This window comes from Streptomyces orinoci (genome assembly GCF_003121295.1).
GTDB lineage: Bacteria > Actinomycetota > Actinomycetes > Streptomycetales > Streptomycetaceae > Streptomyces > Streptomyces orinoci.
In genome coordinates this window covers 1,088,966-1,103,006 of record NZ_PHNC01000031.1, presented here as the reverse complement: position 1 = coordinate 1,103,006, position 14,041 = coordinate 1,088,966, and the positions used below count along the sequence as shown (strand labels likewise).

At 71.4% G+C, this 14,041-nt stretch carries 15 protein-coding genes; 9 read left to right on the top strand and 6 right to left on the bottom strand.

Features of this window, described 5'->3' with window-relative positions; translation table 11 throughout:
• Nucleotides 1-104: 104 nt before the first annotated feature.
• Nucleotides 105-710, bottom strand: coding sequence for a PH domain-containing protein (locus CV755_RS27410; RefSeq protein ID WP_109282934.1), 606 nt, complete (start codon nucleotides 708-710; stop codon nucleotides 105-107).
• A gap of 220 nt (nucleotides 711-930) precedes the next feature.
• Here CV755_RS27410 and deoC point away from each other — a divergent pair, with 220 nt between their 5' ends.
• Genes deoC through CV755_RS27395 form a run of 3 tightly spaced genes read left to right on the top strand, consistent with a single transcriptional unit; the run spans nucleotide 931 to nucleotide 4,201 of the window.
• Nucleotides 931-1,857: a deoxyribose-phosphate aldolase gene (gene deoC / locus CV755_RS27405; RefSeq protein ID WP_109282933.1), complete on the top strand. Its 927-nt coding sequence runs from the start codon at nucleotides 931-933 to the stop codon at nucleotides 1,855-1,857.
• A 2-nt stretch (nucleotides 1,858-1,859) separates the two neighbouring features.
• A complete protein-coding gene (locus CV755_RS27400) occupies nucleotides 1,860-3,314 on the top strand; it encodes an aldehyde dehydrogenase family protein (RefSeq protein WP_109282932.1) in 1,455 nt (484 codons plus the stop codon).
• Nucleotides 3,311-4,201 carry an aldehyde dehydrogenase family protein gene (locus tag CV755_RS27395; RefSeq protein WP_109282931.1) on the top strand — a complete coding sequence of 297 codons (891 nt, stop codon included), beginning with the start codon at nucleotides 3,311-3,313 and terminating at the stop codon, nucleotides 4,199-4,201. Before CV755_RS27400 ends, CV755_RS27395 begins: the two co-directional genes overlap by 4 nt.
• A gap of 127 nt (nucleotides 4,202-4,328) precedes the next feature.
• Here CV755_RS27395 and CV755_RS27390 read toward each other — a convergent pair whose 3' ends face one another.
• Complete coding sequence (locus tag CV755_RS27390; protein WP_109282930.1) at nucleotides 4,329-4,742, bottom strand: hypothetical protein; 414 nt, start codon at nucleotides 4,740-4,742, stop codon at nucleotides 4,329-4,331.
• 115 nt (nucleotides 4,743-4,857) lie between these two features.
• Here CV755_RS27390 and CV755_RS27385 point away from each other — a divergent pair, with 115 nt between their 5' ends.
• A complete protein-coding gene (locus tag CV755_RS27385; RefSeq protein WP_109282929.1) occupies nucleotides 4,858-5,559 on the top strand; it encodes a nucleoside/nucleotide kinase family protein in 702 nt (233 codons plus the stop codon).
• Between the two features lie 178 nt (nucleotides 5,560-5,737).
• Here CV755_RS27385 and CV755_RS27380 read toward each other — a convergent pair whose 3' ends face one another.
• On the bottom strand, nucleotides 5,738-6,463 hold the full coding sequence (locus CV755_RS27380; protein WP_109282928.1) for a SigE family RNA polymerase sigma factor: 726 nt from the start codon (nucleotides 6,461-6,463) through the stop codon (nucleotides 5,738-5,740).
• Nucleotides 6,464-6,657: 194 nt separating this feature from the next.
• Between CV755_RS27380 and afsQ1 the strand changes: the two genes are divergently transcribed.
• The 4 genes from afsQ1 to CV755_RS27360 all read left to right on the top strand — a co-directional run bounded on the left by afsQ1 (nucleotide 6,658) and on the right by CV755_RS27360 (nucleotide 10,184).
• A complete protein-coding gene (gene afsQ1 / locus CV755_RS27375; protein ID WP_193553486.1) occupies nucleotides 6,658-7,335 on the top strand; it encodes a two-component system response regulator AfsQ1 in 678 nt (225 codons plus the stop codon).
• 22 nt (nucleotides 7,336-7,357) lie between these two features.
• A complete protein-coding gene (locus tag CV755_RS27370) occupies nucleotides 7,358-8,944 on the top strand; it encodes an ATP-binding protein (protein ID WP_109282926.1) in 1,587 nt (528 codons plus the stop codon).
• Nucleotides 8,941-9,528: a hypothetical protein gene (locus CV755_RS27365; RefSeq protein ID WP_109282925.1), complete on the top strand. Its 588-nt coding sequence runs from the start codon at nucleotides 8,941-8,943 to the stop codon at nucleotides 9,526-9,528. Before CV755_RS27370 ends, CV755_RS27365 begins: the two co-directional genes overlap by 4 nt.
• An 89-nt stretch (nucleotides 9,529-9,617) precedes the next feature.
• Nucleotides 9,618-10,184, top strand: coding sequence for a VanZ family protein (locus CV755_RS27360; protein ID WP_109282924.1), 567 nt, complete (start codon nucleotides 9,618-9,620; stop codon nucleotides 10,182-10,184).
• Between the two features lie 19 nt (nucleotides 10,185-10,203).
• On the opposite strand, the gene CV755_RS34995 is transcribed toward CV755_RS27360, so the two are convergent.
• On the bottom strand, nucleotides 10,204-10,698 hold the full coding sequence (locus CV755_RS34995) for a hypothetical protein (protein ID WP_109282923.1): 495 nt from the start codon (nucleotides 10,696-10,698) through the stop codon (nucleotides 10,204-10,206).
• A 150-nt stretch (nucleotides 10,699-10,848) separates the two neighbouring features.
• Nucleotides 10,849-12,015 (bottom strand): adenosine deaminase, encoded by a 1,167-nt coding sequence (locus tag CV755_RS27350; RefSeq protein WP_109282922.1) that lies wholly within the window; start codon nucleotides 12,013-12,015, stop codon nucleotides 10,849-10,851.
• Nucleotides 12,016-12,119: 104 nt separating this feature from the next.
• Here CV755_RS27350 and CV755_RS27345 point away from each other — a divergent pair, with 104 nt between their 5' ends.
• Nucleotides 12,120-12,887: an alpha/beta hydrolase gene (locus CV755_RS27345; protein ID WP_109282921.1), complete on the top strand. Its 768-nt coding sequence runs from the start codon at nucleotides 12,120-12,122 to the stop codon at nucleotides 12,885-12,887.
• A gap of 121 nt (nucleotides 12,888-13,008) precedes the next feature.
• On the opposite strand, the gene CV755_RS27340 is transcribed toward CV755_RS27345, so the two are convergent.
• Nucleotides 13,009-14,025, bottom strand: coding sequence for a LysR family transcriptional regulator (locus tag CV755_RS27340; protein WP_109283552.1), 1,017 nt, complete (start codon nucleotides 14,023-14,025; stop codon nucleotides 13,009-13,011).
• Nucleotides 14,026-14,041 lie beyond the last annotated feature (16 nt).

Here is a 14,041-nt window from a genome sequence, read left to right as displayed (position 1 = left end):
CCCGTGCGGGCCGTCGTCGCCTGGTCGCGCAGTTCCCCGCGCCCCTCAGGGCGCACCCCGAAGCGATACCAGCGCCCCGAGGGCGCACCCTCAGCCGTGCCCGGCTACGCGAACGCGAGCAGCACCGCCAGCAAAACCGCCCCCGCCCCAGCGGGGGCAAGCAACTCATAGGCCCAGCGCACAACAGGCGCACCCTGCGCCGACTCCCGCCCCGCGCAGCGTTCGGCCAGGTCGCGGAGGTCCGCGATGGCCTGGTCCGCCGCGGCCCGCACCGGCTCCGGCGCGGCGGCAGCCCCCGGCGTCCCCTGCGCCACATCCCGCGTCACCCGCCGCGCGGCCCGCTTGCGCTGCCGCAGCGACACCGGGATCGCCCACAGCTGGTACTTCCGCCCCCCGGCCAGCACCTCGCTGGAGTACCCGGCCCGTACCGTGTCCACCGAGGCCCAGGGCAGAGTGATGGTGCGGAAGGGGTTGCGCACCAGCAGCCGGTCCTCGCCGGCCCACACCGCGGGCCGCAGGGTGAACGCGATCACCACCGGCACCACCAGCAGCATCCCGGCCAGCGCCAGCCACGGCGTCCGGCCCGTACCGCGCACCAGCGCGTCACCGCCCAGCCATGCGGTCAGGGCCAGCAGCAGCACCCCGCTGCCGATCCCGGCGGAGGAGCGGTAGCAGCGGTCGGCATACTGCGGTGCCTCGGGAGTGGTCATGCGCCCGATTCTGCCGGACCGTTCCCCGGTCGGAGGTTGCGGTACGGCAACACCCAAGGCCAAGAGCTCTCACCGGTGTTCGCCAGCAAAACGGAACGGTCACAACCGCTTTCCGCCTGATGACAGTTGCTACGCGCGTAGATATGCTCATCCGGTGACTATTCACCCTCGTACGGAAGTCCCCTCCTCCGGCAATGACGCCGCGGAGCGACTGGCCTCGATGGCGGACGTGACCGCCTCCGAGGGCACGCTGCGCCGCTTCCTGCACGGACTGCCGGGGGTCGATCCGGTCGGGCTCGAAGCCCGCGCAGCCACGCTCGGTACCCGTTCGATCAAGACCACGGCCAAGGCATACGCCATCGATCTGGCCATCTCGATGATCGACCTCACCACCCTGGAGGGTGCGGACACCCCGGGCAAGGTCCGGGCCCTGTGCGGCAAGGCCCTCAACCCGGACCCGACCGACCGCGGCACCCCCCGCACCGCCGCGGTCTGTGTCTACCCCGACATGGTGGCCACCGCCGTCGAAGCCGTGCAGGGCTCCGACGTCAAGGTCGCCTCCGTCGCCACCGCCTTCCCCGCGGGCCGCGCCGCGCTGCCGGTCAAGCTGGCCGACACCAAGGACGCGGTGGCCGCGGGCGCCCATGAGATCGACATGGTGATCGACCGGGGCGCCTTCCTGTCCGGCCGCTACCTCGAGGTCTTCGAGGAGATCAAGGCCGTCAAGGAGGTCTGCGGCAACGCCCGCCTCAAGGTCATCTTCGAGACCGGCGAGCTGTCCACGTACGACAACATCCGCCGCGCCTCCTGGATCGGCATGCTGGCCGGCGCGGACTTCATCAAGACCTCCACCGGCAAGGTCGCGGTGAACGCCACCCCGGCCAACACCCTGCTGATGCTGGAGGCGGTCCGCGACTTCCGCGAACTCACCGGTGTCCAGGTCGGAGTGAAGCCGGCCGGCGGCATCCGCACCACCAAGGACGCCATCAAGTTCCTGGTGCTGGTCAATGAGACCGTGGGCGAGGACTGGCTGGATAACCACTGGTTCCGCTTCGGCGCCTCCAGCCTCCTCAACGACCTGCTGATGCAGCGCCAGAAGCTGAGCACCGGGCGCTACTCCGGTCCCGACTATGTGACGGTGGACTGACCATGGCCTTCGAATACGCACCGGCCCCCGAGTCCCGCTCGGTCGTCGAAATCGCCTCCTCCTATGGGCTGTTCATCGACGGCGAGTTCCGCGAAGCCTCCGACGGCAAGGTCTTCAAGTCGGTTTCGCCCAGCTCCGAGGAGGTCCTCTCCGAGGTGGCGCAGGCGAGCGCCGAGGATGTGGACGCTGCGGTCAAGGCCGCCCGCAAGGCATTTGAGAAGTGGTCCACGCTGCCCGGCTCCGAGCGCGCCAAGTACCTCTTCCGTATCGCCCGCATCATCCAGGAGCGTTCCCGCGAACTGGCCGTCCTGGAGACCCTGGACAACGGCAAGCCGATCCGGGAGACCCGCGACGCCGATCTCCCCCTGGTCGCCGCGCACTTCTTCTACTACGCGGGCTGGGCCGACAAGCTCTCCTACGCCGGCTTCGGCCCCAACCCCCGCCCGCTGGGTGTCGCGGGCCAGGTCATCCCGTGGAACTTCCCGCTGCTGATGCTGGCCTGGAAGATCGCCCCGGCGCTGGCCGCGGGCAACACGGTGGTGCTCAAGCCCGCCGAGACCACCCCCCTGTCCGCCCTGTTCTTCGCGGACATCTGCCGCCAGGCGGGCCTGCCCAAGGGTGTCGTCAACATCCTTACCGGCGACGGCTCCACGGGTGCCGCGCTGGTCGCCCATGAGGGCATCGACAAGGTGGCCTTCACCGGCTCCACCGCCGTCGGCAAGCAGATCGCCCGTACCGTGGCCGGTACGGACAAGAAGCTCACCCTGGAGCTGGGCGGCAAGGGCGCCAATATCGTCTTCGACGATGCCCCCATCGACCAGGCCGTCGAGGGCATCGTCAACGGCATCTTCTTCAACCAGGGCCAGGTCTGCTGCGCGGGCTCCCGGCTGCTGGTCCAGGAGTCCATCCAGGACGAGCTGCTGGACGCCCTCAAGCGCCGGATGTCCACCCTGCGCGTGGGCGACCCGCTGGACAAGAACACCGACATCGGTGCCATCAACTCCGCCGAGCAGCTGGCCCGGATCACCGCGCTGGCCGACAGCGGCGAGGCCGAGGGTGCCGAGCGCTGGGCCCCGGCCTGTGAACTCCCGTCCCATGGCTACTGGTTCGCCCCCACGCTGTTCACCGGCGTCACCCAGGCGCACCGGATCGCCCGCGAGGAGATCTTCGGCCCGGTGCTGTCCGTGCTGACCTTCCGTACCCCGGCCGAGGCCGTGGCCAAGGCCAATAACTCGCAGTACGGCCTGTCTGCGGGCATCTGGACCGAGAAGGGCTCCCGGATGCTGGCCGTGGCCGACAAGCTGCGCGCCGGGGTCGTCTGGGCCAATACGTTCAACAAGTTCGACCCGACCTCGCCGTTCGGCGGCTACAAGGAGTCGGGCTTCGGCCGCGAGGGCGGCCGCCACGGTCTGGAGGCGTACCTCGCCCCGTCGAGCCCGGAGGGCGAGCGCAAATGAGTACTGTTGATCGCTTGAGCGTTCTCAAGACCTACAAGCTGTTCGTCGGGGGCAAGTTCCCCCGGTCCGAGAGCGGGCGGGTGTACGAGGTGACGGACTCAAAGGGCAACTGGCTGGCCAACGCCCCGCTTTCGTCCCGCAAGGACGCCCGGGACGCGGTGGTCGCCGCGCGCAAGGCGTTCGGCGCCTGGTCGGGTGCGACGGCCTACAACCGGGGCCAGATCCTCTACCGCGTCGCGGAGATGCTGGAGGGGCGCCGGGATCAGTTCACCGCCGAGGTGGCCGACGCCGAGGGCCTGTCCAAGGCCAAGGCGGCGGCGCAGGTGGACGCGGCCATCGACCGCTGGGTCTGGTACGCGGGCTGGACCGACAAGGTCGCCCAGATCGTCGGGGGCGCCAACCCCGTCGCGGGGCCGTTCTTCAATGTCTCCTCGCCCGAACCCACCGGTGTGGTGGCCGTGCTGGCCCCGCAGGAGTCGTCCTTCCTGGGCCTGGTCTCGGTGATCGCCCCGGTGATCGCCACCGGTAACACCGCCGTGGTGATCGCCTCCGAGCGGGCCCCGCTGCCCGCGCTGTCGCTGGGCGAGGTGCTGGCCACCTCGGACCTGCCGGGCGGTGTGGTCAACCTGCTCTCCGGCCGGACCGCGGAGCTGGCGGTTCCGCTGGCCGCGCACCAGGACGTCAACGCGGTCGATCTGGCCGGTGCGGACGCGGAGTTGGCACGGGAGCTGGAGATCGGCGCCGCGGACAACCTCAAGCGGGTCTTCCGTCCGCGCTCGGTGGACTTCTCCGCCGAGCCGGGCACCGACCGGCTGACGGCCTTCCTGGAGACCAAGACCGTCTGGCACCCCACGGGTTCGCTGGGCGCCGGCGGTTCGTCGTACTGAGCCCGGCCGCTCGGACCCGGGGGCGAAGCCCCCGGGTCCCTGCCCGTCACCACGGCGGCCGGCCACCACGGTGCGGTCCGGCGGTGCCGGACCGGCCGTGACCCATCGCCGGAGAACCGCGGACGCGTTACGGCAGCAGCTTGCCCAGCGCCCCGCCCGCCACCGGCAGATTCTGCACCTTGCCGCCCTCCACCGACAGCGGCCCGGTGACCGCCGAGGTGCTCACCGGTTTGAAGTCCGCGACCTGGGTGCGGGCCTGGTTGTTCAGCGGATCGACCGGCGTCTTCGCCAGCGGGTTGACCGGCAGGGTCTTGATCACGGGCGAGAGTCCGGCCACCGACTTCTGGAGCGCGGTGTGCATCCCGTCCACCGCCGCCATCACATCCGTCCGCCCGAACGAGGCGTGCGCGGGCCCGGCGGCACTGGCCTGGGCGGCGGCCGCGGCGACCAGGGTCGCCCCGGCGGAGGCGGTCAGTCCGGCGCGTACCACGGAGCGTGGCAGCCGCAGGGAGGAACGACGGGAGCGAGCATGACGAGCCATGACAACCTGCCGAGGGTGAGTTCCGGGGATTTCCCGATAAGGGATGAAGCGTTCAGCGACGCAGCGTAGTTGAGCCGTGACACCTCGCGCACACCCAGACCCGGAGGGATCCCTCATGCGGGTCAATGCGTCACACTGGTGTTCCGTGACTTCCCTCCTGCCCTCCTCGGCCGCGCCTGCCCGGGTGATCCTGCTGACCGGTCCCTCCGGTTCCGGCAAGTCCTCGCTGGCGGCCCGCACCGGCCTTCCGGTTCTCAACCTGGACGACTTCTACAAGGAGGGCACCGACCCCACGCTGCCCCAACTCCCGGACGGCGGCGGCGCCGACTGGGACTCCCCGCTGTCCTGGGACGCCGCGGCGGCGGTACGGGCCATCGAGGAGCTGTGCCGCACCTCGCGCACCGAGGTGCCCCGCTATGACATCGGCTCCAGCTCCATCACCGGGCGCAGCACCCTGGACATCGGCCGTACCCGGCTGTTCATCGCGGAGGGCATCTTCGCCGCCGATGTCATCGAGCGCTGCCGGGAACTGGACCTGCTGGCCGACGCGCTGTGCCTGCGCGGCCGCCCGGCGACCACCTTCCGCCGCCGCTTTCTGCGCGATGTGCGCGAGGGCCGCAAGCCGGTGGTCTATCTGCTGCGCCGCGGGCTGCGCCTGATGCGCGGTGAACGGGCCATTGTGGCCCGCCAGGTGGCGCTGGGGGCGCACCCCTGCGACGGGCAGGCGGCGATGGGCCGGATCGCCGCGGCCGCCGCGGCCGGGCGGCGCTGCCGGGCGGCCGTACGGTCACCACACCCCGAGGAAGCCCGGGCATAACGGCAGAAACCAAACATGACCGGGAAAGCCCGGACATGACGGCAGAAGCCCGGATATGACGAGAGCGGGCGGACAGACCCCCCGGCTGTCCGCCCGCTCCCTTTCCCCCCTCTGTTCCCCCGTTTTCCTCCCCCGTTCCCCCCTGCTCCCCCGTATCCCCCGGTTCCCCGGGGGACGTTCAGGCCACCAGCTCGCCGAAGGACTCCTCGACGCCCCGGCCGGAACCGATGGCCTCGTCCTCCCGCAGCCGGCGCAGCGAGCGCCAGATGCTGCTCTTGACCGTGCCCACGCTGATGTCCAGGATCTCCGCGATCTCCGGGTCGGTACGGCCCTCGTAGTAGCGCAGCACCAGCATGGTGCGCTGCAGTTCGGGCAGCCGGGCCAGCGCCTGCCAGAGCACCGCGCGCAGTTCGGTGCCGCGCATCGCGTCCTGCTCGCCCGGCTGCTCCGGCAGTTCCTCGGTCGGGTACTCGTTGAGCTTGCGCCGGCGCCAGGCGCTGATGTGCAGATTGGTCATGGTGCGGCGCAGATAGCCGCCGACGGCCGCCTTGTCGGTGATCCGGTCCCACGCCCGGTAGGTGGAGAACAGCGCGCTCTGCAGCAGGTCCTCGGCCTCGTAGCGGTCGCCGGTGAGGTGGTAGGCGGTGGCGTAGAGGGCGGCGCGCCGCTCCTGGACATACGCCGTGAACTCCGCCTCGCGCTGTGAGGCGGAAAGAGGAGCTTCCCGGCGGGCGTCGTCGCGCTCCGTGGACTTCTCGGCGGCGGGGGCCGGAAGCGCATAGACCTCCGCGTCGATCGCGGCCAGATACGGTGCCCGGCCCCGGCCGTTGCCCCGTGCGCCGCGGCCGGTGTCGTGCAGGCGCGTGCGCACCGCGCCAGTGGTGATGCTGTGCAGCGTGTTCATCTCGCGCCCCCCGTCATGGAAGCCAGTAGGTCCGGTGGTGCCGGACCTTCGTGCTGCCCGGTGAACCCAAGCCTGCCGGGCCAGTTTCATCACGCTGTCCGCCGACTGTCACAGCACTGCAACAGGGGCCGTGACGAACCCGGCGGAGCCGGGCGAGTCGAACTACCGGCCTGTCGTAGGCCAGAATGACCACCGTGCCTTTCCTGTTGCTGATCGAGGATGACGACGCCATCCGCACGGCCCTCGAGTTCTCCCTGTCCCGTCAGGGCCACCGTGTGGTGACCGCGGCGACGGGTGAGGACGGCCTGAAGATGCTGCGTGAGCAGCGGCCGGATCTGATCGTGCTGGATGTGATGCTGCCGGGCATCGACGGCTTCGAGGTGTGCCGCCGCATCCGTCGCACCGACCAGCTGCCGATCATCCTGCTGACCGCCCGCAGCGATGACATCGATGTGGTGGTGGGCCTGGAGTCGGGGGCCGACGACTATGTGGTCAAGCCGGTGCAGGGCCGGGTGCTGGACGCCCGGATCCGGGCCGTGCTGCGCCGCGGCGAGCGGGAGTCCAATGACTCGGCGACCTTCGGCTCCCTGGTGATCGACCGCTCCGCGATGACGGTCACCAAGAACGGGGAGGACCTCCAGCTCACCCCGACCGAGCTGCGGCTGCTGCTGGAGCTCAGCCGGCGGCCCGGCCAGGCGCTCTCCCGCCAGCAGCTGCTGCGCCTGGTCTGGGAGCACGACTACCTCGGCGACTCCCGCCTGGTGGACGCCTGTGTCCAGCGGCTGCGGGCGAAGGTCGAGGACGTGCCGTCCTCCCCTACCCTGATCCGCACGGTCCGCGGGGTCGGCTACCGCCTGGACACCCCGCAGTAGCGAGCGATTGGTACGGATACCCATGGCAGAGCCCGGTCGGGCACGGGGCTGGGCGCCCAGGAACGTCATGCGGCTGAGCATGCGGTGGATCAGTCTGCGGCTACGGCTGATGCTGGTCTTCGCGCTGGTGGCGCTGGCCGCCGCGGTCTCGGCCTCGGCGATCGCCTACTGGCTCAACCGGGACGCGGTGCTCACCCGTACCCAGAACGCGGCCCTGGACGACTTCCGCAAGTCCCTCCAGGACAACACCGGTTCGCTGCCCGTGACGCCGACCTGCCCCGAACTCCAGGAGGCCGCCGACCGGATGGCGGCCACCTCGCAGAAGTACGAGGTGCTGCTGATCGGCAAGGTCAAGGGCGGCGGTGACTGCGCGGCGCCCTCCGACCGTGATCTGTTCACCTTGAAGGTGGTGCCGCAGACCCTGGTCACCGCGGTCAACCGGCAGCGCCGGGTGGACGATTCCAATCCCTACCCGTACCACCTGTACTGGCAGCGGATCACCCTGGACGGCAAGCCCTATCTGGTGGGCGGCGCCAGGGTGATCGGCGGCGGCCCCACCGGCTATCTGCTCAAGTCCCTGGACAATGAGCGGGCCGACCTCAACTCCCTGGCCTGGTCGCTGGGGATCGCCACCGGCCTGGCCCTGATCGGTTCGGCGCTGCTGGCCCAGGCGGCCGCCTCCACCGTGCTGCGGCCGGTGCAGCGCCTGGGCGAGGCGGCGCGCCGGCTGGGCGAGGGCAAGCTGGACACCCGGCTTCAGGTGTCGGGCACCGATGAACTCGCCGATCTTTCCCGGACGTTCAACCGGACCGCCGAGTCGCTGCAGAAGCGGGTGGAGGAGCTCAGCGCCCGGGAGGCGGCCAGCCGCCGCTTTGTCGCCGATATGTCGCATGAGCTGCGCACCCCGCTGACCGCGATCACCGCGGTGACCGAGGTGCTGGAGGACGAGGCCGATTCCCTGGACCCGATGATCGCGCCCGCGGTCCAGCTGGTGTGCAGCGAGACCCGGCGGCTGAACGACCTGGTGGAGAACCTGATGGAGGTCACCCGCTTTGACGCGGGCACCGCCCGCCTGGTGCTGGACGATGTGGACGTGGCCGACCAGGTGACCGCCTGCATCGACGCCCGCGCCTGGCTGGACGCGGTGGAACTGGACGCCGAGCGCGGCATCATGGCCCGCCTGGACCCGCGCCGCCTGGATGTCATCCTGGCCAATCTGATCGGCAACGCGCTCAAGCACGGCGGCTCCCCGGTGCGGGTCTCGGTGCGCACCCGGGCCCGCGACGGCGAAGGTGAGCTGCTGGTGATCGAGGTGCGCGACCATGGCCCCGGCATTCCCGAGGATGTCCTGCCGCATGTCTTCGACCGGTTCTACAAGGCCAGTGCCTCCCGGCCGCGTTCGGAGGGCAGTGGGCTGGGGCTGTCCATCGCGCTGGAGAACGCCCATATCCATGGTGGCGAGATCACCGCGGCCAACTCCCCAGAGGGCGGTGCGGTGTTCACCCTGACCCTGCCCAGGGACAGCGAGCCGGCCCGGCCGGAGGGCGATGCCGGGCACCCCGGCGGGACGGGCTCCGGGCCCGGCTCCCCGGAAGGGGGCGCACGATGAGACGCACCGCGCGTGGCGCGCTGCTGGCTCTGGCGCTGTGCGCCCTGGCCGGGTGCGGGATCCGGGGCACCGCGGTACCGGTGGACGCGGGCGGCGCACCCTCCCGCGCCACCTGCCAGGTACACCCCCAGGCACCGGCCACCCCGCCGGCCGGCACGGTGAGCATGCCGGTCCAACTGGTGTGCACCTCCCAGCTGTTGCCGGTGACCCGGGCGGTGGCCACGGCCGGCCGCCAGGACGCGCCGGGGCTGGCCCAGGCGTTGCTGGACGAGCTGCGCCGGCAGCCCACGCCCGCCGAGGACGAGGCCGGGTTCTCCACCGATGTGCCGCAGCGGCTGACGGTGACCGGCCCGCGCCAGGGTGATCCGGCCGACGCCCTGCGGCTGAGCACCCCGCCCGATGAGCTCTCGCCGCTGGCGCTGGCCCAGGTGGTGTGCACCTTCGCCGGGACGGCCGCCACCGGCGGCAAGCGGGTGGTGGTGCTGGGCGGTCCGGGCGCGGAGCCGCCCCGTGGCTATCCGTGCACCGAGGAGACCCGGGCCCATCCGGAGACCCTGCAGGGCGGGGGCACCCCGGCACCCTGAGCCGGTCCCGGGACCGGCTCCTGCACCGGCGCTGACGCTGCGTACCCGCGGCCGGAACCGCGCGCCCCGCGCGCCGCGTCCTGTGGTGCGTGCAGCGTCATGGTTATGGCGGTACGCCCGCCCTCCGATACCGCTACCGCGTCGTGGGCTGCGTACTCCTCGCGGCGCATCTGATCGCAGTGGGCTGGCTGGCCCTGCGTCCGCTCACCGCACCCTGGGTGACCGCCGCGCATATGGAGCCCTTCGCCACGCTCCGTGCCGACCTGGCGCTGGGCCCCTGGCAGGCGGCGCGGGCCATCTGCGCGGGGCTGCTGCCCTTTGCGCCGCTGGGGGTGCTGCTGCCGTGGGCGGGCGGCCGGATCGAGGTCTCCCCGCTGGGCTCGCTGGCCCGTACGGTCTTCACCAGCGCCATGCTCTCGCTGGTATTGCAGGCGGTGCGCAGCGGGGTGGTGGGCCAGGTGCTGGACCTGGACGCGCTGTTGCTGAATGTGACCGGTGTGACGCTGGCGTATCTGGCGGTGGTCCCGGCGGTGCGCGGCCGGCTGCGCCGCGGGCTGCCCGCCGCCGGTGAGGCGCCCGGCGAGGTCCGCGGGGAGCGCACGCTGCGGAGGACGTCAAACGCCGGACGGGCCGAGGTGAGCCCGTCCGGCGTTTAACGGCTTCGGCGGCGTGAGGTCAGTGGCCCCCGCCGGTGCCGATCGGCATGGACAGGCCGTTCTTGGGCAGGCCGACCGGCAGCTTGCCCAGGGCGCTGAGCAGCCCGCCGTTGCCCTTGCTGTCCTTGGGGGCGGCCTTCTTGGCCGGGGCGGCGGCCGGAGCGTCGGCCGGGGCGGCCTCGGTGGCCGTCTCCGCGGCGGGCGTCTGCTGGACACCATGGCGGGTGCTGCTGACCCGGCGGACATGACGTCCCTGGCTGGTGGTGGCCTTGTCCAGGGCCTTGGTCGCCTGGGTGAAGGCCGAGGAGCCGACGACGCGGTTGGCAGCGGAGAGCACCGGGCCGCCCGGCACCATGGGGGCGACGTCCTCGATGGGGAGGGACCGCGTCACGGACTGGGCCGTGGTGGCCGCCGTCTCGAACGGGCCCGCTGCCGAGGCGGTGCCGGCCGCGCCGGTGGCGATGACGGCCCCGAGAGCGGCGATACCGAAAGACTTGATGGTTCCCTGCTTCATTTGGAATCTGTCCTCAGTGACGGGGGGAATGTCCGGGCATTACACGCGGCTTTGCAACCTAGTCACCAGAACGACGGGCCGGGGCCAACGACACGGCCGGGACTCTCTTGAGTCCCGGCCGTCTTCACGGTATTCGCCGCGATGCGGCGGTCAGTTCCGTTCCTGCTCCGCGCCGTTGCCCGCCACCGGTGCGGTGGCCGTCTGCCGGAAAAGCCACTGGGACTTCAACTCCGCATAACCCGGCTTGATCACGTCATTGATCATCGCCAGACGTTCATCGAATGGGATGAAGGCGGACTTCATCGCGTTGACGGTGAACCACTGCATGTCGTCCAGCGTGTAGCCGAACGCCTTGACCAGGTGCTCGAATTCACGGCTCATGCTGGTGCCGCTCATCAGCCGATTATCGGTGTTCACGGTGAGCCGGAAATGCAGCTTGCGCAGCAGCCCGATCGGGTGCTCCTCATAGGAACTCGCCGCGCCCGTCTGGAGATTGGAGGTCGGGCACATCTCCAGCGGAATGCGCTTGTCGCGCACATAGGAGGCCAGCCGGCCGAGCCGGACGGTGCCGTCCTCGGCGATCTCGATGTCGTCGCTGATGCGCACGCCGTGGCCGAGCCGGTCGGCGCCGCACCACTGGAGGGCCTGCCAGATGGAGGGCAGGCCGAATGCCTCACCGGCGTGAATGGTGAAGTGGTTGTTCTCGCGCTTGAGGTATTCGAAGGCGTCCAGGTGGCGGGTGGGAGGGAAGCCCGCCTCGGCGCCGGCGATGTCGAAGCCGACCACGCCCGAGTCCCGGTAGCGGTTGGCCAGTTCGGCGATCTCCAGGGCGCGGGCGGCGTGCCGCATCGCGGTGAGCAGGGCGCCGACCCGGATGCGGTGGCCATTGGCGTGGGCCCGGCGCTCGCCCTCGCGGAAGCCCTCGTTCACCGCCTCCACGACCTCTTCCAGGGTGAGCCCGGCCTCCAGGTGCTGCTCGGGGGCGTAGCGCACCTCGGCGTAGACCACGCCGTCCTCGGCGAGGTCCTCGGCGCACTCGGCGGCCACCCGCACCAGGGCCTCGCGGGTCTGCATGACGGCGCAGGTGTGGGAGAAGGTCTCCAGGTAGCGCTCCAGCGAGCCGGAGTCCGCGGCCTCCCGGAACCAGACGCCCAGCCGGTCGGGGTCGGTCTCGGGGAGCTTGTCGTAGCCGACCCGGTCGGCCAGCTCGACAATGGTGGCGGGGCGCAGGCCGCCGTCGAGGTGGTCGTGGAGCAGCACCTTGGGGGCGCGGCGGATCTGTTCGGGGGTGGGTTGAGTGATGCTCTCGCTCGTCATTTCGGCACTCTAAGCCCTACGCGCGTAGATATCACCGAACGATACGGAACGGTGACCCATCGCCTGGGTGGACTCCGGGCCTCCTTCTGCCATCGTTGTCTGCCATGGCTCAGCAAGCGTTCGCGCCGCCGGTTCCGCAGCGGGCTCCCCGCCTGGGCAAGCCGCTGGGGGCCGCCGCCCGGGTGCATGGGGTGGCCCTGCTCCTGCCCGAGGGCCGGGAGGCCGGCACCCGCCGCCCCACGGCCCGTTCGCTGGCCGCCCAGCGGCCGCTGGCCCGCCGGCTGGCCCGGGCCTGCGCGGCGGACGGCCTGGCCGTCCATGTGCTGCGCTACCGCTGCCGGGGCTGGAACGGGACCTCCGCGCACCCGGTGGGCGACACCGCCTGGGCGCTGGACGAGGTGCTGCGGCGCTATGGCGATGTACCGGTGTGCCTGGCCGGTACGGGCCTGGGCGGCCGGGCGGCGCTGCGGGCCGCGGGCCATCCGGCGGTGGCCGCGGTGCTGGCCCTGGCGCCTTGGCTGCCGGAGCCGGAGGCGGTGCTGGACCCGGATCCGGTGCGGCAGCTGGCGGGGCGGCGGGTGCTGCTGGTGCACGGCACCAATGACGAGCGTACGGATCCGGATCTGTCCTACCGGCTGGCGGAGCGGGCGAAGAAGGTGAACCGGCAGGTGTGCCGGTTCGAAGTGCACTCGGACGGGCATGCGTTGCGCCAGCATCGCGGTGAAGTGCTGGCGCTGGCCGTGGACTTCGTCCGGGGTTCGCTCTTTGGGCATCCCTACGCCCGTCCGGTGGCCGACGCGCTGGCGGCACCGCCGCCGCTGGGCTTGCGGATGCCGCTCGCCGCGGGGTTCGGTTCGTCGCTGGGGTACTGATCCGCCCGTCCGCAGCCGCCGACGGCGACCGGCCACTGATGGAGAGCTCAACTCGGCTGACAACGGTCACGGGTGGCGCGCGGGCGGGGTGAGCCCGCCGCAGGCGGAAACGAACCCGCGCTCACTCCCCCGCCCCCCGCAGCAACTGCCCCCGCCGCGCCAGCAGAAACCGCTTGAACGCCGCCACCGGAGCCGTATCCGGATGCCCCTCCCGCCAGGCGACCCCGATCTCCCGCACCGCCCGCGGCGCGGTGACCGTCAACTCCACAACTCCGGGGCGCGGCACGGCGGGCGGCGGCAGCAGGGCGACCCCCAGCCCCGCCGCCACCAGCCCCCGCAGCGTCTCCGCCTCCTCCCCCTCGAAGGCCACCTTCGGCGTGAACCCGGCCGCCGCGCACACCGCGTCGGTGATCCGCCGCAGTCCGTAACCCGGCTCCAGGGTGACAAACCATTCCGACGCGGCCTCCGCCAGCCGCACCCGCTTGCGCGCCGCCAGCCGGTGATCCTCCGGCACCACCAGCCGCAGCTTCTGCTCGTCCAGCCGCCGCGCCACCAGATCCGGCGCGTCCGGCACCGGCGAGGTCAGGCACAGGTCCAACTCCCCCGCGCGCAGCCGCTCCAGCATCGCCTCGCCATAGTTCTGCACCAACTGGAAGCGCACCCTGGGGTGATCGACCCGGAAGGCGCGGATGAGTTCCGGTACCGTCTCCGAGCCGAGGGTGTGCAGAAAGCCGAAGGCCACCTTGCCGCCCGCCGGGTCCGCGTCCGCCCGTACCGACTCCGCCGCCCGGTCCACCTCGGCGAGGGCCCGTTCCACCGAGGACAGAAACGCCCGTCCCGCCGCGGTGAGCGAGACCGTACGGCCCCGGCGGGCGAAGAGCGTCACCCCCAGGTCCTGCTCCAGCCGCGCCATCGACCGGCTCAACGTGGACTGCGGCATGGCCAGTTGCTGCGCGGCCCGGGTGACATGCTCGTGCCGGGCGGCGGCGACAAACTGGGCCAGCCTGGGAGTGAGGGTGGCCGCCCAGGAGCCCGGGGCGATTTCGGGCGTCCCCGCAAGGATGTCGTATGTAACCGGGATGTCTTCTTCGTTGCCCAACGGTGACAAGGACCCTCCTGAGCTGTGCTGATGCGCCACGGGATGGATTATGGAC

Bases quoted from the DNA above. Each gene is read 5' to 3' on its own strand.
- CV755_RS27410 (WP_109282934.1), bottom strand. From the start codon at position 710: ATGACCACTCCCGAGGCACCGCAGTATGCCGACCGCTGCTACCGCTCC.
- deoC (WP_109282933.1), top strand. From the start codon at position 931: ATGGCGGACGTGACCGCCTCCGAGGGCACGCTGCGCCGCTTCCTGCAC.
- CV755_RS27400 (WP_109282932.1), top strand. From the start codon at position 1,860: ATGGCCTTCGAATACGCACCGGCCCCCGAGTCCCGCTCGGTCGTCGAA.
- CV755_RS27395 (WP_109282931.1), top strand. From the start codon at position 3,311: ATGAGTACTGTTGATCGCTTGAGCGTTCTCAAGACCTACAAGCTGTTC.
- CV755_RS27390 (WP_109282930.1), bottom strand. From the start codon at position 4,742: ATGGCTCGTCATGCTCGCTCCCGTCGTTCCTCCCTGCGGCTGCCACGC.
- CV755_RS27385 (WP_109282929.1), top strand. From the start codon at position 4,858: ATGCGGGTCAATGCGTCACACTGGTGTTCCGTGACTTCCCTCCTGCCC.
- CV755_RS27380 (WP_109282928.1), bottom strand. From the start codon at position 6,463: ATGAACACGCTGCACAGCATCACCACTGGCGCGGTGCGCACGCGCCTG.
- CV755_RS27370 (WP_109282926.1), top strand. From the start codon at position 7,358: ATGGCAGAGCCCGGTCGGGCACGGGGCTGGGCGCCCAGGAACGTCATG.
- CV755_RS27365 (WP_109282925.1), top strand. From the start codon at position 8,941: ATGAGACGCACCGCGCGTGGCGCGCTGCTGGCTCTGGCGCTGTGCGCC.
- CV755_RS34995 (WP_109282923.1), bottom strand. From the start codon at position 10,698: ATGAAGCAGGGAACCATCAAGTCTTTCGGTATCGCCGCTCTCGGGGCC.
- CV755_RS27350 (WP_109282922.1), bottom strand. From the start codon at position 12,015: ATGACGAGCGAGAGCATCACTCAACCCACCCCCGAACAGATCCGCCGC.
- CV755_RS27345 (WP_109282921.1), top strand. From the start codon at position 12,120: ATGGCTCAGCAAGCGTTCGCGCCGCCGGTTCCGCAGCGGGCTCCCCGC.